Origin of the sequence: Nonomuraea montanisoli, assembly GCF_013363975.1 — a bacterium.
GTDB lineage: Bacteria > Actinomycetota > Actinomycetes > Streptosporangiales > Streptosporangiaceae > Nonomuraea > Nonomuraea montanisoli.
The window spans coordinates 109749-128336 of sequence record NZ_JABWGN010000019.1 but is presented as its reverse complement, the minus strand read 5'-3'; the positions used below and the strand labels follow the sequence as shown (position 1 = coordinate 128336).

The 18588-nt window shown below is 73.3% G+C and carries 15 protein-coding genes and 1 pseudogene; 1 reads left to right on the top strand and 15 read right to left on the bottom strand.

What is annotated here, in order from left to right:
• Positions 1–101: 101 nt before the first annotated feature.
• The 15 genes and pseudogenes from ruvA to pgsA all read right to left on the bottom strand — a co-directional run bounded on the left by ruvA (position 102) and on the right by pgsA (position 16148).
• A complete protein-coding gene (ruvA, locus tag HTZ77_RS38610; RefSeq protein WP_175594707.1) occupies positions 102–722 on the bottom strand; it encodes a Holliday junction branch migration protein RuvA in 621 nt (206 codons plus the stop codon).
• Between the two features lie 485 nt (positions 723–1207).
• Positions 1208–1738: pseudogene (ruvC, locus tag HTZ77_RS38605) on the bottom strand (crossover junction endodeoxyribonuclease RuvC); the annotation flags it as partial.
• A 517-nt stretch (positions 1739–2255) separates the two neighbouring features.
• Entirely contained in the window at positions 2256–3419 is a 1164-nt protein-coding gene (locus HTZ77_RS38600) for a GNAT family N-acetyltransferase (RefSeq protein ID WP_328809020.1), read from the bottom strand.
• Between the two features lie 11 nt (positions 3420–3430).
• Positions 3431–5242, bottom strand: a complete 1812-nt coding sequence (locus HTZ77_RS38595; protein WP_175594706.1) for a carbohydrate ABC transporter permease — start codon at positions 5240–5242, stop codon at positions 3431–3433.
• A gap of 126 nt (positions 5243–5368) precedes the next feature.
• Complete coding sequence (locus HTZ77_RS38590) at positions 5369–6121, bottom strand: YebC/PmpR family DNA-binding transcriptional regulator (RefSeq protein WP_175594705.1); 753 nt, start codon at positions 6119–6121, stop codon at positions 5369–5371.
• Between the two features lie 3 nt (positions 6122–6124).
• Positions 6125–6688, bottom strand: a complete 564-nt coding sequence (gene pdxT / locus HTZ77_RS38585) for a pyridoxal 5'-phosphate synthase glutaminase subunit PdxT (protein WP_328809029.1) — start codon at positions 6686–6688, stop codon at positions 6125–6127.
• A 172-nt stretch (positions 6689–6860) separates the two neighbouring features.
• Positions 6861–8072 (bottom strand): MFS transporter, encoded by a 1212-nt coding sequence (locus HTZ77_RS38580; protein WP_175594704.1) that lies wholly within the window; start codon positions 8070–8072, stop codon positions 6861–6863.
• Positions 8073–8136: 64 nt separating this feature from the next.
• On the bottom strand, positions 8137–8586 hold the full coding sequence (locus HTZ77_RS38575; RefSeq protein WP_175594703.1) for a MarR family winged helix-turn-helix transcriptional regulator: 450 nt from the start codon (positions 8584–8586) through the stop codon (positions 8137–8139).
• Between the two features lie 145 nt (positions 8587–8731).
• Positions 8732–10426: an alkaline phosphatase D family protein gene (locus HTZ77_RS38570; protein ID WP_175594702.1), complete on the bottom strand. Its 1695-nt coding sequence runs from the start codon at positions 10424–10426 to the stop codon at positions 8732–8734.
• Positions 10427–10784: 358 nt separating this feature from the next.
• Positions 10785–11717: a pyridoxal 5'-phosphate synthase lyase subunit PdxS gene (gene pdxS / locus HTZ77_RS38565; RefSeq protein ID WP_328809028.1), complete on the bottom strand. Its 933-nt coding sequence runs from the start codon at positions 11715–11717 to the stop codon at positions 10785–10787.
• A gap of 173 nt (positions 11718–11890) precedes the next feature.
• Entirely contained in the window at positions 11891–12910 is a 1020-nt protein-coding gene (locus HTZ77_RS38560) for a DUF3048 domain-containing protein (protein ID WP_328809019.1), read from the bottom strand.
• A gap of 64 nt (positions 12911–12974) precedes the next feature.
• Entirely contained in the window at positions 12975–13517 is a 543-nt protein-coding gene (locus tag HTZ77_RS38555) for a hypothetical protein (protein WP_175594700.1), read from the bottom strand.
• A complete protein-coding gene (locus HTZ77_RS38550; protein ID WP_175594699.1) occupies positions 13514–14644 on the bottom strand; it encodes a glycosyltransferase family 4 protein in 1131 nt (376 codons plus the stop codon). The genes HTZ77_RS38555 and HTZ77_RS38550 overlap by 4 nt, the downstream gene beginning before the upstream one ends.
• A complete protein-coding gene (locus HTZ77_RS38545) occupies positions 14641–15549 on the bottom strand; it encodes a phosphatidylinositol mannoside acyltransferase (RefSeq protein ID WP_175594698.1) in 909 nt (302 codons plus the stop codon). Before HTZ77_RS38545 ends, HTZ77_RS38550 begins: the two co-directional genes overlap by 4 nt.
• Positions 15546–16148: a phosphatidylinositol phosphate synthase gene (gene pgsA, locus HTZ77_RS38540; protein WP_175594697.1), complete on the bottom strand. Its 603-nt coding sequence runs from the start codon at positions 16146–16148 to the stop codon at positions 15546–15548. Before pgsA ends, HTZ77_RS38545 begins: the two co-directional genes overlap by 4 nt.
• Positions 16149–16390: 242 nt before the next feature.
• On the opposite strand from pgsA, the gene HTZ77_RS38535 reads away from it, so the two are divergent.
• The gene (locus HTZ77_RS38535) at positions 16391–18529 is read left to right on the top strand and encodes an elongation factor G-like protein EF-G2 (protein WP_407940634.1); all 2139 of its coding nucleotides are present in this window, start codon (positions 16391–16393) and stop codon (positions 18527–18529) included.
• Positions 18530–18588 lie beyond the last annotated feature (59 nt).

The window sequence follows — 18588 nt, the reverse complement described above, 5'->3', positions numbered from 1 at the left end:
GCGGGAGGGCGGGTGGGCCTGGCGGGAGGGCGGCTGGGAGGGTGCCTGGTGGGCGGCCGGGCGGGCCCGGTGACCCGTCGGCGAGGTGGGCGGTCGTGGGGTCATCGGACGCTCAGGGCGCGCAGTGCGGACTTGAGCAGCGCGGCGACCTGCGGCTCGCGGCCCTCGGCGGTGTCGGCCTCGGCCTGCGGCTCGACGGCGAGGACGGCCTCGTCGGCGTCCTTGGCGGAGTAGCCGAGGCCCACGAGACCGGAGTGGACCTGCTCGCGCCAGAGCGGAGCGGGACGGTCGCCGTTGAGCGCGGCGTCGAGGGCCGCGTCGGGCGTGCCGAGGCGGTCCTTGAGCTCCAGCACGATGCGCTGGGCCCCTTTCTGCCCGATGCCGGGGACCTTGGTGAGGGCCTTGAGGTCGGCGGCGGCGACGGCGACGCGCAGCGCGTCGGGGGTGTGGACGGCGAGCATGGCCAGGGCCAGCTTGGGCCCGACGCCGCTGGCCGTCTGGAGCAGCTCGAACACGGCCCGCTCGTCCTCGGTGGCGAACCCGAACAGGGTGAGGGACTCCTCGCGCACCACCAGCGAGGTGGCGAGGCGGGTCTCCTCGCCGACCCTGAGCCGGGCGAGGGTGCCGGGCGTGCAGTGGGTGAGGACGCCGACGCCGCCGACCTCGATCACGGCGCCGTGGGGCGTGACGGCGGCGACCCGGCCGGCCACTGATGCGATCACGGTGTCACGTCCTTCTCCGGAGTCTTCGCCGGGGCCTTGCCCTGCGCCTTGCCCTGCGCCTTGTCGGCGGCCCTGCCCGGGTCGCCCTGCTGGTGCGTCGCGGGCGCGCCGGAGGGGGCTCCGGCGGCGGGTGTCCCGGCGGCCATGGTGGCACGGCCGGGGGTGCCCGCGCGGGCCACTATGGCACGCCCCGCGGCGTCCGCGCCGGTGCCGGGGGCGCCGGCCCCGTCGGCGGAGGTCCCGGTCCCGCTCGCGGGGGTCTCAGTCGTGCGGACGGGAGTCACAGCGGAACGGGCCTCGGAGGTGCGGGCTTCAGTGGTGCGGACCCCGGAGGTACGGGCCTCACTGGTGCGGGCCTCGGGGGTGCTGGCCTCAGGGGTGCTGGCCTCGGGAGTGCGGGCCTCGGGGGTGCTGGCGGGGCTGATGCGGGCTCCGAGGGTGCGCGCTCCGACGGTGCGGGCCCCGGCCGTACGGGCTCCGGTGGTGCGGGACGAGGCGGCGGGACGGGCGGCGCCGGCCATCGCCTGGGCCAGGCGGTGCTGGGCGCCGCCGCGCCACACGTGGCAGATGGCCAGGGCGAGGGCGTCGGCGGCGTCGGCCGGCTTGGGCATCTCCTTGAGCCGCAGCAGCCGGGTGACCATGGCGCCGATCTGCTTCTTGTCGGCGGTGCCGCTGCCGGTGATCGCGGCCTTGACCTCGGACGGCGTGTGCAGGGTGACGGGCAGGCCGCGCCTGGCGGCGCAGAGCACGGCGATGCCGGCGGCCTGGGCGGTGCCCATGACGGTGCGGACGTTGTGCTGGCTGAAGACTCGCTCGACCGCCACGGCGTCGGGACGCACCTCGTCGAGCCACTGCTCGATGCCGGCCTCGATGCCGACCAGGCGCGCGCCCAGCTCCTCGTCGGCCCCGGTGCGCACCACCCCGACGGCCAGCAGGCTCAGCGGCGCGCCGGGACGGCCCTCGACCGCCCCGACGCCGCACCGGGTCAGCCCCGGGTCGACGCCCATCACTCGCACCCTCGCGCCTCCGCCCGTACGCCTCGGGGCTCACCGCTCCCCGCCGAACACGTGTTCGGCAGGAGACTCTACCCCGGCCGGCGTGCCCACGCACCGGGAAACGCGCGGACGTCGGGAAACGCCCGCGTGCCCCGGGCGGGGGGCACCTGTGTGCGGCGGGGCCACGTGTGCGTGTCCCACCGGCGTGCTCAGACGTCCCGCACCCCTGCGGGCCACCATGGGCCGCCCCCGGCTCCGGAAGCCGTCACGAGCCATCTCATGGCCCGGTGGGCGGGTCTGAGGCGCGAGTCCACCGCCGCAGAGAGAGCCCGCGGATAGAGCCGCGGACAGAACGGAAGGCCGCCACCCCGGGAAGGGCGAAAGGCCGCCCCCGCGCACAGGACGGAAGGTCGCCGCCGGGCGTAGGACAGGAAGCCGCCGCCAGGCTCAGGACGGAGGCCGCCGCCGCGAGTAGGCCGGGGGGCCGCCGCCGGGCGCAGGCGGGAGCCCGCCGCCGTGAGTGGGCCGGGAGGCTCTGTCAGAAGTAGTCCAGCATGTACGGCCGGGCCGCGAAGGCCGCGTCCAGGGCCTCGTCGCAGGAGTCGTCCCCCGACAGCAGGCCGCTGCGGCGCAGCGTGACCGTCGGGACCCCCGCGTAGAGCGCGGACAGCCCGTTGATCCCCAGCCGGGGCCCGGCGAAGGAGCCCGCGCCGGCCGGGAGCGCCGTGGCCGTGCCCTTGCCGTCCGCGACCGTGAGCCGCCACCGCCCCGTGTTGCCGGCGCGTACGGTGTCCTCGACCTCGACGGTGGCGTCCAGCGCCGCCCCGGGCGGGAAGCCCCTGCGCTCCACCGCCGCCTCCACGTCGACGACCCGGAACATCCAGCGCACCGCCGTGAGCCGCTCCTCCGAGCGTTCGCGCAGCAGCCACAGGACCGGGTCGTCCGGGGCGACCACGGCCAGGACGGTCTTGGTGACGGAGGAGGCGGAGCCGACCAGCGACCACAGGGCCCGGGCGGTCTCCGGCGAGCCGGCGACGAGGTTGTCGACGCGCATGCGGTCGCCGTCCCAGCGGTAGACGGCGTAGCCGTCGGGGGCCAGGTAGAGGAAGTCGTCCTCCTGGGACAGCCAGTGGGCCCAGGTGCGCTCGTCCCAGGAGATCGGGCCGGAGGAACGGGCCGCGCCGTGCAGGCGGTGCAGCAGCGCGACGACCTCCGCCGCGTCACCGGCGCCCATGCGGCGCACCGGCACGTCGCCGGACGGCCGGATCTCGCGCAACGCCTCGGTGGGGATGGTGACCAGGTGCCGGGCGCCGGCGTGCTCGTACCCGGTGGCGCGGTAGACGGGGGTGGTGGCCGGGTAGAGCGCGGAGACCGCGTCGCCCAGGCCGGCGGCCCGCTCGACGACGGCGCGCATGAGCCGCGTGCCGACGCCCTTCCCTCGGTACTCGGGGTTGACGGTGACGCCGGCCACGCCCGCCAGGGGCTGCGGCCGGCCGTGCCACCACTGGGTGAACGCCCGCACCCGGGCCGCGCCGGCCAGCCGGGAGCCCTCGAACACGCCCAGGTAGCGGCCCTCGTTCAGGGCGGGGAGGACGAGGGCGCGCCAGCTCTCGCGCTCGGCCGGAGGTACCGGCCCGAACGAGCGTCGGCGGACGTCCAACAGGTCGTCGTAGTCGTCGGTGGTCAGGTCGCGAATCTCCACAAGGTGACAACCTACGCAGCCGGGGCGGGGTTGCGCGCGCCGGCCCCCGGCGCCCCGGCGCGCAGCGCCAGCCGGTGGAGGTAGAGGAGCTGGGCGGCCCCCGCCGCGAGCAGGGCGATCAGGATCACCGGCAGCGGCGTGGACAGGCCGGCGGAGGGCCAGCCGCCGTACTGGCGGAGCTGGAGGAACTGGGTGGCCGGCGCGGTGGTCAGGCCGGGGTCGTGGACGACGAGGAGCGGCCAGAGGAGGTCCTGGCCGTTGAGCAGGGTGACGACGAGCGCGAGGATGCCCGCCATGGGCAGGGAGGGCCTGACGACTCCGCCGACGAAGTCGCCTCCGGACCGCTCGGCCAGGCCCTTGCACAGCAGCGTGAGCAGGAACAGGCAGGGGACGCTGACCAGCACGGGCGGCACGAGGGCGACGAAGGTGTCGATCAGCCCCAGGTTGCGCATGTCGGTCCAGCCGGCCACGCCGAGCGGCCCGACCCCGACGAACAGCCAGGGCGCGAACAGCAGGAGCAGCCACTCGCTGCGGCGGCCGAGCGGCCGCAGCCCGCCGATGCCCAGCGCGCCCAGGTAGGCGACGCCCACCGAGACCAGGGCGCCGACGACGGCGGGAACCCACGTGTTGACGTGGGTGGCCAGGCCGGCGGGCCCGGAGGAGGGCCGGGTGAGAGCCGCGAGCCACGGCCAGGTGAGGACGAGGGCGGCGGCGGCGTAGGCGACCAGGGCGGCGATGCCCGCGGCCCGCCCGGCGACCGAGACTCCCCGCCCGCCGCTCTCCGGCGCGCCGCTTCCCGGCGTGCCCATGGTGCCCGGGTGCGCCTCGTACGGCACCGGCTGCTCCGTGCCCGGGACGGGCATCGCCGCCCCGTACGCCACGCCACCCCCGGCGCCGCCCGGCCCGAACCCGTGCCCGCCCGCCGCCGGGACGGCCTGGCGCGGGGCGGTGTCCTCCGCCGGCTCGTACGGCTCCCCGGAGACGCTCTCGCCCCCCGGGGCGACCCAGAGCCGCACCCCGGCCGCCACCACGACGACCGCGGCCACGAGGCCGAGCACGCCCAGGATGAGCCCCGTCAGCGTGGCCACCGCCGCGCCCATGCCCGGCCGCCCCTGGACGAACGCCTGGGTGTACTGCATGCCCGCCAGCGTCTGCGCGCCCCCGGGACGCGTGCCGCCCGTCAGGAGCGCGGACAGCGTGAACGTCTGGAGGCCGGCCGCGAGTGTGGCGAGCGCCACGACGACGCCCACGGCGATCATGCTGCGGGTCACGGCGCCGCCGCGCAGCGCCGGCAGGAACGCCATCACCGCGAGCGCGCACACGACGCCGAACGTGGCCGCGGCGACGATCAGCCGCAGGCCGGAGGGCGCCGTGGCCGGGTCGCGGAGCATGGTGGCGAGGGTGACCGGGCCGGACGCGCCGGGCCTGAGCCCGTACAGCCAGGAGACGGCGACGGCCGTCGGCGAGAAGACCACGGGCGCCAGCGACAGCACGACCAGGCCCGCGCGCCGCGGCCAGGTGCCGGCCCGGTCGAGCGCGAACGCCAGCAGCGGCCCGGCGATCAGCGCGACCAGCAGCGGCATGAGCACCAGCGACAGGCTGAACCCCAGCGCCGTCCAGATCTCCCCCGCGCCGGTGAGCTGGACGTAGTTGTCCAGGCCCACGAACTTACGGGGCGTGAGCGAACCGCCCGACTCCAGGCTGAGCCGGATCGTCTGGACGGTGGGCAGGAGCAGCGAGATCAGCATCCCGAGCCCGGCCGGCATGAGGAGCACCCAGCCGAGCGCGGACGACGGGGGTCGGGGAAGGCTGTCGGAGGTCACGTCCCACGACCCTACGCCGATCGTGGAGCGCCCCGCACGCACCGGGGCCGCGGGAGCGTCTCCTGGCGGCATGCCGCAGGCCGCCCCCACAGAGGAGGCGGCCCGGGAGGAGGGGAGCCGGGAGGCTCAGGCCTCCAGCTTCTCCATGACCTCGTCGGAGACGTCGAAGTTGGCGAAGACGTTCTGCACGTCGTCGCTGTCCTCCAGCGCGTCGATGAGGCGGAACACCTTGCGGGCGCCGTCCTCGTCGAGCGGCACCGTCATGGTCGGCATGAAGTTGGAGTCGGCCGAGTCGTAGTCGATGCCGGCCTCCTGGAGCGCCTTGCGCACCGGGACGAGGTCGCCGGCCTCGGAGACGACCTCGAAGGAGTCGCCGAGGTCGTTGACCTCCTCGGCGCCCGCGTCGAGGACGGCCATGAGGACGGTGTCCTCGTCGAGGCCGTTCTTGGGGACGATGACGACGCCCTTGCGGTTGAACATGTAGGACACCGAGCCGGGGTCGGCCAGCGAGCCGCCGTTGCGGGTCAGCGCGACGCGGACCTCGGAGGCGGCGCGGTTGCGGTTGTCGGTGAGGCACTCGATGAGCACCGCGACGCCGCCGGGCGCGTAGCCCTCGTACATGATGGTCTGCCAGTCGGCGCCACCGGCTTCGAGGCCGCCGCCGCGCTTGCGGGCCCGCTCGATGTTGTCGTTGGGCACGGAGTTCTTCTTCGCCTTGAAGATGGCGTCGAAGAGGGTGGGGTTGGCGTCGGGGTCAGGGCCACCGGTCCGGGCCGCCACCTCGATGTTCTTGATGAGCTTCGCGAACAGCTTGCCGCGCTTGGCGTCGAGCGCGGCCTTCTTGTGCTTCGTCGTCGCCCATTTGGAGTGGCCGGACATTACCTAGAGCTCCCTCACCATGTCTACGAAGTATCGGTGCACCCGCGTGTCCCCCGTGAGCTCCGGGTGGAACGAGGTCGCGAGCAACGGCCCTTGACGGACCGCGACGATCCTATCCCCAGGCTGGGCCCTGCCCAGCACGTCGACGTCCGGGCCGACCGATTCGACCCACGGAGCGCGGATGAACACCGCGTGCACGTCCTCCCCCGCGAAGTCGAGGTCGGCCTCGAAGGAGTCGACCTGACGGCCGAAGGCGTTGCGCCGGACGACCATGTCGATGCCGCCGATGGTCTGCTGGCCGGCGATGCCGTCCTCGATGCGGTCGGCCAGCATGATCATGCCCGCGCAGGAACCGTAGGCGGGCATGCCGGCCTTGACCCGCATGCGCAGGGGTTCGAGCAGCTCGAAGATCTCGGCGAGCTTCCACATCGTGGTGGACTCGCCGCCCGGGACGACGAGGCCGTCGACGGCCTCCAGCTCGGCGGGCCTGCGTACGGCGACGGCTCGCGCGCCGGCCTCGGTGAGCATGCGCAGGTGCTCGCGGACGTCGCCCTGGAGGGCGAGCACGCCGACGGTGGGCTGGCGGCTCGCGGGCGCGTCGGCAGGCTCGCTGGCGGGCGTGCTGTCGGGCACGGTGACGGGCACGGTCGTCCTTCCGTCGGGGTGCGGGTCCGGTTCATTCAACACCACGGCGGGGTGGTGTCTTCCGCCGGGATGCCCAGGGACCCGGGGGATGGGATCAGGCGGGCGCCGCGTCGCGGACGCCGTGGTCGAGGTCCACGCGGGCCAGCGGGCGCAGGTGGTGGCGGCGCGTGTACAGCACGGCCATGCCGATCGCGCAGCAGACGGCGCCGGCGGCGTAGGGCACGGCGACGCCGATCTCCTCGCCCAGCTTGGTGGCGACGAACGGGGCCAGCGCGCCGCCCATCCAGCGGACGAAGTTGTAGCCGGCGGAGGCGACCGGCCGGGGCGCGTCGGAGACCTCCATGGCCGACTCGGTGAAGACGGTGTTGTTGAGGCCGATGGGGATTCCGGACAGGATCGTGCAGACGACGACGCCGACGCGGGCGCCCGTTCCGGCCGACACGGCGATGCCGATCTGGAGCACGGCGAGCAGGCCGAGGGCCAGGTGGAGCACGTTCACCGAGCCGATGCGGCGCTGCAGCGGCGGCGCGCCGAAGACCGAGGCGAGGGCCACGCAGACGCCCCAGCCGAAGAAGACGGCGCCGATGCCGTACGGCGACATGCCGAGGATGAACGGGGTGAAGGCCAGCACGGTGAAGAACGCGAAGTTGTAGAACAGCGCGGTGAAGGCCGTGGTGGACAGGCCGCCGTGGGCCAGGGCGCGGATGGGGGCGCTCAGCCTGGTCCTGACCGCGGGCGTGGGCGTGGCGCGCAGCAGCGTGGCGATGAGCACGAAGCCGGCGGCCATGAGGGTGGCGGTGCCGAAGAAGGGGGCGCGCCAGTTCCAGTCGCCGAGCAGCGCGCCGACGAGGGGGCCGGCGGAGATGCCGAGGCCGAGGGCGGCCTCGTACAGGATGATGGCCGACTCGGCGCCGCCGCTGGCCGCGCCGACGATGACGGCGAGGGCGGTGGCGACGAACAGGGCGTTGCCGAGACCCCAGCCGGCGCGGAAGCCGACGAGCTCGGCGACGCTGCCGGAGGTCCCGGCGAGCGCGGCGAAGACGACCACGAGCGCCAGACCGGCGAGCAGGGTGCGCTTGCCGCCGATGCGGCTGGACACCCAGCCGGTGACGAGCATGGCCACGGCGGTCACCAGGAAGTAGCTGGTGAACAGCAGCGACACCTCGCTGGGGGTGGCCTTCAGGCCCAGGGCGATGGACGGGAGGATCGGGTCGACGAGGCCGATGCCCATGAAGGCCACGACCGCGGCGAACGCGGTGGCCCAGACGGACGTCGGCTGGCGCAGGATTCCGCCACCGGATGACATGGTGCTCCTTCTCCGGATCGTGCGGGTGTAACGGGATTCGCGGGTGTAACCGATGGGTGCGCGGTCAGGTGCGGCCGAGCTTGGCCAGCACGGGCAGGGCGGCGGCGAGCGTCTCGCGCTCCCGCTCCGTGAGGGCTTCGAGGTCCTGGCCCAGGCGGGCGATCCTGGCCCGCCGTACGGCGAGCAGGCGGGCGCGGCCCTCCCCGGTGAGCTCGACGGTCCTGACGCGGGCGTCGGCGGGGTCGGCGCCGCGGGCGACCAGTCCGGCGTCCTCCAGCCGGTTGATCTGCACGGTCATGGTGGGGAGCTGGACGGCGTGCTCCTCGGCCAGCTCGGTCATCCGCCGGGGCCCCTGTTCGAGGGAGCCGAGCACGGCGTACTGCTGGCTGGTGACGGGCTGGCCCGCGGTGGTGCGCCTCAGCAGGAGGACCAGGTGGCGCAGGACGGCGGAGACGCCCTCGGCGAGCACGCCCGGGTCCGCCTCGCCGGGGTCGGGAGCGCTGGGGTCGGTCATACTTAGCCCAACTAACTTAGCTGAGCTAATATTCCGGGTGAAGCCGAGGCCGGCCCGGTGAAGCCGGGCCGGCGTACGCGAGAGCGGCGCCCACGTGACGTGGACGCCGCTCGGCGGAAGGCCGTCATCGGCCGGGAGGTGCAGGTCAGGGACGCTCGGTCTCCAGACGGACCGTCTCCTCGATCGACGGGGCGCCGAGGGTGCGCGCCGCCGGGTCGAGCGGCCGCAGGTACGTCTGCTGGACGCCGGGCACGCGGTCCTCGACCACGAACGTGGCCTTGGTGTGGACCTCGGCCCCCGGCGTGCGGACCTGCGGCACGACCCGGAAGTCGGCCGTGATCGCGTCGCGCTCGATCTTCGTCAGGACGTAGCCGCGCTGGTTGTTGTAGAACTTCAGGTGCGGGTTGATCTTGAGGAACGGCTGGGAGGCGGGGTCGGAGTCGGCCCCGTCGCCGCCGGTGGTGATCGAGGTGGCGACCAGCTCGGAGCCGACCGTGGGCCCGGTGGGGTCGTCGTAGTTCAGCTTGAGGTCGCTGGCCCAGTGGGCGTGGACGTCGCCGGTGAGGACGACCGGGTTGCGGACCCCGGCGTCCATCCAGCCCTGGGTGATGCGCTGGCGGGAGGCGACGTAGCCGTCCCAGGCGTCCATGCTGGTGATCTTGGCCGGGCCGGCGTTGTTGTCGCGCTGGGCGAAGAAGACCTGCTGGCCGAGGATGTCCCAGTGGGCGCGGGAGTTGTGGAACCCGTCGATCAGCCACGCCTCCTGCTCGGCGCCGGTGATCGACCGGTTGGGGTCCACGGCCGCCGGGCAGTCGCGGTAGCCGTCGCCGCAGCCCTGGTCGTCGCGGTACTGACGGGTGTCGAGCATGTGGAAGGTGGCCATCCGGCCCCAGCGGATCCGCCGGTAGAGCTGCATGTCGATGCCTCGCGGGATCGAGGTGCGGCGCAGCGGCATGTTCTCGTAGTAGGCGCGGAAGGCGGCCTCGCGGCGGGCCAGGAAGTTCGGCTGCGGCACCTCGGGCTTCTCGGGCACCTCGTCGGCCCAGTTGTTGTCCAGCTCGTGGTCGTCCCACACGACCAGCCACGGCGCGGCGGCGTGCGCGGCCTGCAGGTCGGGGTCGGCCTTGTACTGGGCGTGGCGCTGGCGGTAGTTGGCCAGCGTCTCGGTCTCGGGGCCCTCGTGGTCGCGGACGTTGCCGCCCGGGATCGTGTAGGTGTCGCGGGCGTACTCGTACTGGTAGTCGCCCAGGTGCAGCACCAGGTCGGGGTGCTCCTCGGCCAGGCGCCGGTACGAGGTGAACAGGCCGTGCTCGTACTGGGCGCAGGAGACGAACGCCATGGCCAGGCCGCCGCCGTAGGCGAGGGGGTGCGGCGCGGTCCGGGCGCGGCCGACGGGCGAGACGTACGGGCCGACGCGGAAGCGGTACCAGTAGTCGCGGTCGGAGCTCAGGTGGTCGACCTCGACGTGGACGCTGTGCCCCCACTCGGGCGCGGCCACGGCGACGCCCGCGCGCACGACCCGGCGGGCGTTCTCGTCGGCGTAGATCTGCCACTGCACGGGGAACGGGCGCTGCGGCATGCCGCCGAGGCCGTCCTCGGCCAGCGGCTCCTGGGCCAGGCGGGTCCACAGCACGAAACCGGAGTGGTCCGGGTCACCCGAGGCGACGCCCAGCGTGAACGGGTCGGTCCGCAGGCCGCGCGAGGCGAGGGACTGGGCGGTCTCGGCGGCGGGGTCGGGAGAGGGGGTGGGGTCCGCGTGCGCGGCTCCCGCGGGGAGCGCCGCGGCGGCGCCCGCCGCTAACCCGGTGACGAGGAAGTGCCGCCGGTTGAGCTGGGACATGCGTGGCTCCTGGGACGATCAAGGGTGGAGGACGTCCGTAGCCTGACGGAGTCCCATGACGTTCCGGTGAACACCACACAACACGAAAAAGGCGACATCCTTCGCGGATATCGCCTAATCGGGAAATTTCCATCAGGGAGGCCGGCGCCCGCCGGACAAGATCATGCCCTAGCGGCACGCCACGCCCCGAGCCGACGCGCCGATGATCGGCCCGCGCCCCGCTCCGCCATCGGGCGGGCGGGGCGCGCACGCATCGCACCCCGCCGACGCGCCCCCGCGGGGCGGGCAGGACGGCGACCGCCCGCGCCCCGGCGGCCCCGTGCGGGGCGCCGCGAGGCGCGGGCGGTCTCCGGCAGGACTACCAGCCGCGCTCGGCCAGGCGGTGCGGCTGCGGGATCTCGTCGACGTTGATGCCGACCATGGCCTCGCCCAGGCCGCGCGAGACCTTGGCGACGACGTCGGGGTCGTCGTGGAAGGTCGTGGCCTTGACGATGGCCGCGGCCCGCTTGGCCGGGTCGCCGGACTTGAAGATGCCGGAGCCGACGAACACGCCCTCGGCGCCGAGCTGCATCATCATCGCGGCGTCGGCCGGGGTGGCGATGCCGCCCGCGGTGAACAGCACGACCGGCAGCTTGCCGGCCCGGGCCACCTCGGCGACCAGCTCGTACGGCGCCTGCAGCTCCTTGGCCGCGACGTACAGCTCGTCCTCGGGCAGGGAGGTCAGGCGCTTGATCTCACCGCGGATCGTGCGCATGTGGGTGACGGCGTTGGAGACGTCGCCGGTGCCGGCCTCACCCTTGGAGCGGATCATGGCCGCGCCCTCGGTGATGCGGCGCAGCGCCTCGCCGAGGTTGGTCGCCCCGCACACGAACGGCACGGTGAACTGCCACTTGTCGATGTGGTTGGCGTAGTCGGCCGGGGTCAGCACCTCGGACTCGTCGATGTAGTCGACGCCCAGCGACTGGAGCACCTGGGCCTCGACGAAGTGGCCGATGCGGGCCTTGGCCATGACGGGGATCGACACCGCGGAGATGATGCCGTCGATCATGTCGGGGTCGCTCATCCGGGACACGCCACCCTGCGCGCGGATGTCGGCCGGCACGCGCTCCAGGGCCATCACGGCGACCGCGCCGGCGTCCTCGGCGATCTTCGCCTGCTCGGGGGTGACGACGTCCATGATGACGCCGCCCTTGAGCATCTCGGCCATGCCGCGCTTGACACGGGCCGTTCCGGTGACGGGGCCGGTGGCCGGCCCGGGGGTGGACGGAGCTTCGGGCGTGCTGCTGGACACGGTCTTCCTCACGAACTCTGCTGTCGAGCCGGCCGCGCCCGTCGTCCCGTCATCGGGGGTCGGGGCCGGCTGCCTCTCCTGTGCCTACGGTCAGTTGTCAAACCCATGGTAGGTCCTGAGGGGCCCTCCACCCGACACACCACCATGTCATGATTTATCCCGCTATTTGTACGTCACGGCGTGACGGGCTTGCGGCTGGCCAGCGCGATCCACACCTGGCCCGGGGCGAAGTTCATCGGCTCGCCGCTCTCGGTGGTGAACGTCGTGCCCTCCTCCTCGGACTTGCGTTCCCAGCGCGCCTTGTACGCCTTGCCGTCGCGCAGCACGACCGCCGACCCCTTGCCCACGGAGTGGACGAGCGGCGTGTAGCTCTGGTTCTTGTCGTGGAACTGCGAGCGCTCGGTCTTGGTGTACTGCACCACCACCGTGGGCGCGCTCTGCTGGCCGCCCTCGGCCGCCATGTCCTTCTTGCCGTCCTGCCAGATCAGCCACTGCTTCTTCTCCTCCGACCAGGCGAAGGTGAAGCGCGCGCCGGGCCAGCGGACCGTGTACGACTTCTTGTCCACGCCGCCCTCGGCGGGGGCGTCGCCGAAGGCGAGGCCGATGTCCTTGGCCTTGCTCGCCTTGGGCGCCTTGGCGAGCAGCTCCTTGGTGTTGGCGAACAGGTTGTAGGGGGCGATGCGGCCCGGCTGGCGGAAGTACGCCCCGGGGGCGCGGCTGTCGGAGACGTCCCACAGCGACGCCTGCGCGATGAACGGCAGCATCTTGGTCTGCGCGCCGGAGTAGGCGAAGGCCGGCTTGCCGAACTGCGGCACGATGTGCAGGTCGGAGATGCGCGCGCTGCGGACCGGGCCGACCTTGGGCGGCAGCTTCGAGGAGAAGATCGCCATGAGCCGGGTCAGGCCGGCCTCGACCTGCTCGACGTAGACGATGTCAGCGCTCTTGAGGCCGAGCTGCGGCTTGCCGGCCGCGGTGTTCTCGATCTTCACCGCGAGCACCGGCTTGAGCCCGGTGGCCGGCTTGCCGGTGAACGGATGGAGGTCCGGCTCGTCCGTCGGCTCGGCGGAGGCCGGCGCGGAGGTGGCCGCCTGGGGGACCTTGCCGGGGGCGGGCTCGTCCGACGAGCACGCCGCCAGCGGCGGCACGACCGCTGCTCCTGCCAGCGTGACGGCGATCAACCGGGATAGGCGCACCTGTACGACTCCTCCGCTTCGGCCCGGAAAATGGAAGAAGCTTACCGGCCGAGCCAAATCGGGGTCATTCAGTTGCCATGGCCGCCGGAGGATCGTCGTCGATCTCGAAGAACGACGGGAACTCGGTGTGCCCGGCCAGGCGCAGGGTCCGGGCCAGCCAGCGGCGCTGCGCCGTACGGGTGACGCCCACGGCGTTGTTGTAGAAGCGGCGCGAGTAGACGACCTTGGCCACGGCCGCGTCGAGCTCCTCCAGCAGGTCTGGGCCGCCCGGCGCCTCCGACAGCTTCTCGCGGAAGCGCTCCTGGTCCACGGCGGCGCGCAGCGCGCCCGACAGGTCGCTCTCGGCGTGCTCGCGTTCCTCGGGCCCGGCGATGCGGGCCTCGTGGGCCGCGGCGGCCAGCACGAGCGAGGTGGCCGGGTCGAGCAGCCGCGAGCCGGCCAGCTCCAGCACGACCGCCCGGCGGCGCATGAGGGCGGCGTCCAGCGCCTCGCGGGCCAGCTCCAGCCGGATGTGCAGCCGGTCCAGGCGGCCCGCCCGCCAGGAGACGTACACGGCGGTGAGCACCACCACGATGCCCGCGATCAGCACGATCAGGGTGGACGTCACAGGTCTTCCTCCACGCGGCCCGCCCCCGCGGTCGTCACCGTCTCGTACACGCGGACCACGTCGCGCGCCACCGTCGACCAGTCGTACTTCTGGACCGCGACCAGCGCCTCCTCGGCCAGCTTGGCCCGCCGCTCGGGCGCGTCGAACAGCGCCGCCGCCTCGCGCGCCAGCGAGGACGGGTCGCCGTTGGCGAACAGCGCCCCCGCCTGCCCCTCCCCCAGCACCTTGCGGAACGCCGGGATGTCGCTGGCCAGCACGGTCGCCCCGGACGCCATCGCCTCGGCCAGCACGATGCCGAAGCTCTCGCCGCGCGTGTTGGGCGCGCAGAAGACGTCGACCGAGTGGTAGGCGCGGATCTTGTCGGCCTCGCTGACCATGCCGAGCACGGTCACCCGGTCGTGCAGGTCGCGCGGCACCCGCTCGTAGACGTCCTTGGCGTCGCCGGGCCCGGCGATCAGCAGCTTCAGGCCGGGCCGGGCCGGGCCCAGCTCGGCGAAGGCGTCGAGCAGGATGGGCAGGCCCTTGCGCTCCTCGTCCATGCGGCCGAGGAAGCCGATCGTGGACCCGTCGGGCCCCCAGCCGTCCAGCGGCTCGGCCGAGGTGTAGCGCGCCACCGTCACCCCGTTGGGGATGAGCACGGTGTCGCCGCCGAACTGCTCGACCAGGCTCTTGCGCGCCGCGTCGGACACGGCGATGCGCCCGCTCAGCTTCTCCAGCGCGCTGCGCAGCAGCGGCTCGGCCACGGCGATGGCCCGCGAGCGGGTGAACGAGGCGTGGAAGGTCGCCACGATCGGCCCCTTGGCCGCCCAGCACGCCAGCACGCCGAGGCTCGGGATCAGCGGCTCGTGGATGTGCAGCACGTCGAACTCGCCCGTGCGCACCCAGCGGCGCACCCGCGCCGCCGACAGGAAGCCGAACGACATGCGCGCCACCGACCCGTTGTACGGCACGGGCACCGCGCGTCCGGCCCCCACCACGTACGGCGGCAGCTCGTCGTCGTCGGCGGCCGGCGCGATGACCGAGACCTCGTGGCCCTGGGCGATGAGCGCCTGCGCCAGGTCGTCGATGTGCTGCTTGACCCCGCCCGGCATGTCCCAGGAGTAGGGACACACGATGCCGACTCTCATCGCGGGAGGTCCTCCAGCCACAGCCGCTGCAGCATGTGCCAGTCCTCGGGGTGGGCGGTGATGCCCTTCTCGAAGACGTGGGCGAGGCTCTGCGCCATCGCCGCCACCTTCTCCTGGCGGGTGCCCTCGGCCGGCACCGGGATCTCCTCGTGGATGTCGATGCCCCAGTCGTCGCCGTGGAAGTAGACGGTCGCCGGCAGCAGGGCCGCGCCGGTCTGGACCGACAGCAGCGGCGGCCCGGCGGGCACCTTGGTGCGGGCGCCGAAGAAGTCGACCTCCACGCCGCTCTTGGTCAGGTCGCGCTCGGCCGGCAGGCAGACGACGCCGCCCCGCCGTACGCGGATGGCGAGGCTCGCGAAGTTGTGGCCGTCGCCGCCCGTGAGCGGCAGCACCTCCATGCCGAGCCCCTCGCGGAAGGCGACGTAGCGGCGGAACAGCGACTCGGGCCGCAGCCGCTCGGCGACCGTGGCGAACGGGTGGCCCACGCCGACCAGCCAGGCGCCCGCCTGGTCCCAGTTGCCCATGTGCGGCAGCGCCAGCACGACGCCGCGCCCGGCGGCCACGGTGTCGAAGATGTGCTCGGCCCCGGTGACGTGGGTGCGCCGCACGACCTCCTCGACCGGCAGGGACGGCAGCCGGAAGATCTCCTCGAAGTAGCGGAAGTAGGACCGCATGCCGGCTCTGGTCAGCTCCCCCAGCTCCGGGCTGCCGGGGGCGAGCCCGGTCACCCGCGCCAGGTTGGACTCCAGGCGGAGCACGGACTTGCCGCGCCGCGCCCACACCCGGTCGGCGGCCAGCCGGAAGGCGCCCGCGGTCAGCCCGCGCGGCAGCAGCGGCACGAGCCGCCAGCCCGCCGCGAAGCCCGCGGCGACGACCCGGTCGGTGACGGACGGCTTCTCGCTCATCGCTCCCTCGTCTGCCGGTGGACGTGGACCACGCGCTGCACCACGGTGACAGCGCTGGCCGCCGCGAGCAACCACATGCCGGCCGCCAGCACGTACGGCACCCCGAGCCCGGCGAGGAAGCTCGCCACCAGGGCCACCACGAGCCGCTCGGGCCGCTCGGCCAGCCCCACGTCGCACGTCAGCCCCAGCCCCTCTGCCCGGGCCTTGGCGTAGGACACCAGGGCGCCCGCCACCAGGCAGAACAGGGTGACCGACGCCATGAGCACGTCGTCCTGGAAGAAGAAGTAGAGGATCAGCCCGCAGAAGATCGCGGCGTCGGCGACCCGGTCGAGCGTGCTGTCGAGGAAGGCCCCCCACGTGCTGCCGCCCCCGCCGCCGAGCCGCGCGACCACGCCGTCGAGCAGGTCGAACAGCACGAACACGGTGATCACCAGCGCGCCGGCGGCGAGCAGCCCCGCGGGGAAGAACAGCAGGGCCGCGGCCACGGTGCCGAGGGTGCCGATCGCGGTGACCATGTTCGGTCCGATCCCGTGGCGGACCAGGGCCCTGCCCAGCGGGGTGAGTATCCGGGTGACGGCCGGACGCAGGAGTTTCAGCATCGCGCTCTGATCGTAGGCCATCCCGGGCCCGGCCACTTTCTTTGCCTCACCCCCCTTGTGATATCCGCCACACGGGTATTTGGTGAACACACCGCGTCTGTTCATGCGGTCCTGCTTCACCCTCCGCGCGGGCGCGGCGTTGGAACTCGAACCGACGACACGGGAGAGGATGCCCGGCCGGGCGCCTGGCCGCGGGTCAGGCCGCCGAGCGGGTCGTCTCGTCCCACGAGACCGGAGGCGATGTGGCGGAGAAGAACCCGGGCGCGGCCATGGGAGCCGCGGGCAGGGCACCATCGGCCGACAGTGCGGACGCGATACGCAACGTCGTGCTGGTCGGCCATTCGGGAGCGGGCAAGACGACCCTCATCGAGCAACTGCTGACCGCCACCGGCACCATCCAGCGGGCGGGCCGGGTGGAGGACGGCAACACGGTCAGCGACTTCGACGAGGTGGAGGTGCGCCAGCAGCGGTCGGTGAACCTGGCCCTCGCGCCTCTCACGCACAACGGCGTGAAGATCAACCTTCTGGACACCCCCGGTTACGCCGACTTCGTGGGCGACCTGCGCGCCGGCCTGCGCGCCGCGGACGCCGCCCTGTTCGTCGTGTCGGCGGCGGAGGGCATCGACGGGCTCACCCGGATGCTGTGGGAGGAGTGCGCCCGGGTCGGCATGCCCCGCGCCGTCGTGATCACCAAGATCGACCATCAGCGGGCGGACTTCGACGAGGTGCTCGCCACCTGCCAGGACGTCTTCGGTGACGGCGTCGCCCCCCTCTACCTGCCGGTGATCACCAACGGGCACGTCAACGGCCTGATCGGGCTGCTGTCGCAGAAGTTCTACAACTACGCCACCGGCACGCGCACCGAGAAGGACCCCGGGGCGGAGTACGAGAGCCGGATCGAGGACTACCGCGGCGTCCTCATCGAGGGGATCATCCAGGAGAGCGAGGACGAGTCGCTCATGGACCGCTACCTCCAGGGCGACCCGATCGACACGAAGGTGCTGATCGAGGACCTGGAGAAGGCCGTCGCGCGCGGCAGCTTCTACCCGGTGCTCTGCTCGGGCATCGGCGTCGGCGCCATGGAGGTGCTGGAGCTGATCACGCAGGGGTTCCCGTCGCCGCTGGAGCACCCGCTGCCCGAGATCACCACCCTGGACGGCAAGCCGGTCGCGGACGTCTCCTGCGACCCGGACGGACCGCTGGTCGCCGAGGTGGTCAAGACCACGAGCGACCCGTACGTGGGCCGCATCAGCCTCGTGCGGATCTTCTCCGGCACGCTGCGCCCCGACATGACCGTGCACGTCTCCGGGCACGGCCTGGCCGACCGCGGCCACGAGGACCACGACGTCGACGAGCGCATCGGCACCCTGACGTGTCCGCTGGGCAAGCAGCAGCGGCCCGCCGCCAAGGGCGTCGCGGGCGACATCGTCGCCGTCGCCAAGCTGTCGCGGGCCGAGACCGGCGACACGCTGTCGGAGGTGGAGCGGCCGCTGCTCATGACCGCCTGGCAGATGCCCGACCCGCTGCTGCCGGTGGCCATCCAGGCCAAGTCCAAGGCCGACGAGGACAAGCTGTCGCAGGCGCTGGCCCGGCTCGTCGCCGAGGACCCGACGCTGCGGCTGGAGAACAACCCCGAGACCAAGCAGCTCGTGCTGTGGTGCATGGGCGAGGCCCACACGGACGTGCTGCTCGACCGGCTGGCCAAGCGCCACGGCGTCGAGGTGGAGCGGGTGGAGCTGCGGGTGCCGCTGCGCGAGACGTTCGGCGGCAGGTGCCAGGCCATGGGCCGCAACGTCAAGCAGACGGGCGGGCACGGCCAGTACGCCATCTGCCACATCGAGGTCGAGCCGCTGCCCTCCGGCGGCGGTTTCGAGTTCGTGGACAAGATCGTCGGCGGGGTGGTGCCGCGGCAGTTCATCCCGTCGGTGGAGAAGGGCGTGCGGGCCCAGATGGAGCGCGGCGTCGTGGCCGGCTACCCGATGGTGGACGTGCGGGTGACGCTGTACGACGGCAAGGCCCACTCGGTGGACTCCTCCGACATGGCCTTCCAGATCGCGGGCCAGCTCGCGCTCAAGGAGGCGGCCGCCAAGGTGCCGACGCTCCTGCTGGAGCCGGTGGACGAGCTGTCGGTGCTGGTGGCCGACGACTACGTGGGCTCGGTGATGTCCGACCTGTCGTCGCGGCGCGGCCGGGTGCTCGGCACCGAGCCGGTCGGCACGGGCCGCACGCTGGTCAAGGCCGAGGTGCCGCAGCTCGAGATCACCCGGTACGCGATCGACCTGCGCTCGATGTCGCACGGGACGGGGGCGTTCACGCGGACGTTCCTGAGGTACGAGCCGCTGCCGTCGCACCTGGCGGGCAAGGTCACGGCGACCGACTGAGCCCGGGACCGGAGAGCGGGGCGCGCCGCCAGGGCGCGCCCTCCTCTCCCATGCCTTTC

Excerpts from the sequence above, each read along its gene's own strand:
- HTZ77_RS38590 (WP_175594705.1), bottom strand. The coding sequence starts at position 6,121 with ATGTCCGGCCACTCCAAATGGGCGACGACGAAGCACAAGAAGGCCGCG.
- HTZ77_RS38580 (WP_175594704.1), bottom strand. The coding sequence starts at position 8,072 with ATGTCATCCGGTGGCGGAATCCTGCGCCAGCCGACGTCCGTCTGGGCC.
- HTZ77_RS38575 (WP_175594703.1), bottom strand. The coding sequence starts at position 8,586 with ATGACCGACCCCAGCGCTCCCGACCCCGGCGAGGCGGACCCGGGCGTG.
- HTZ77_RS38570 (WP_175594702.1), bottom strand. The coding sequence starts at position 10,426 with ATGTCCCAGCTCAACCGGCGGCACTTCCTCGTCACCGGGTTAGCGGCG.
- HTZ77_RS38550 (WP_175594699.1), bottom strand. The coding sequence starts at position 14,644 with ATGAGAGTCGGCATCGTGTGTCCCTACTCCTGGGACATGCCGGGCGGG.
- HTZ77_RS38545 (WP_175594698.1), bottom strand. The coding sequence starts at position 15,549 with ATGAGCGAGAAGCCGTCCGTCACCGACCGGGTCGTCGCCGCGGGCTTC.
- pgsA (WP_175594697.1), bottom strand. The coding sequence starts at position 16,148 with ATGCTGAAACTCCTGCGTCCGGCCGTCACCCGGATACTCACCCCGCTG.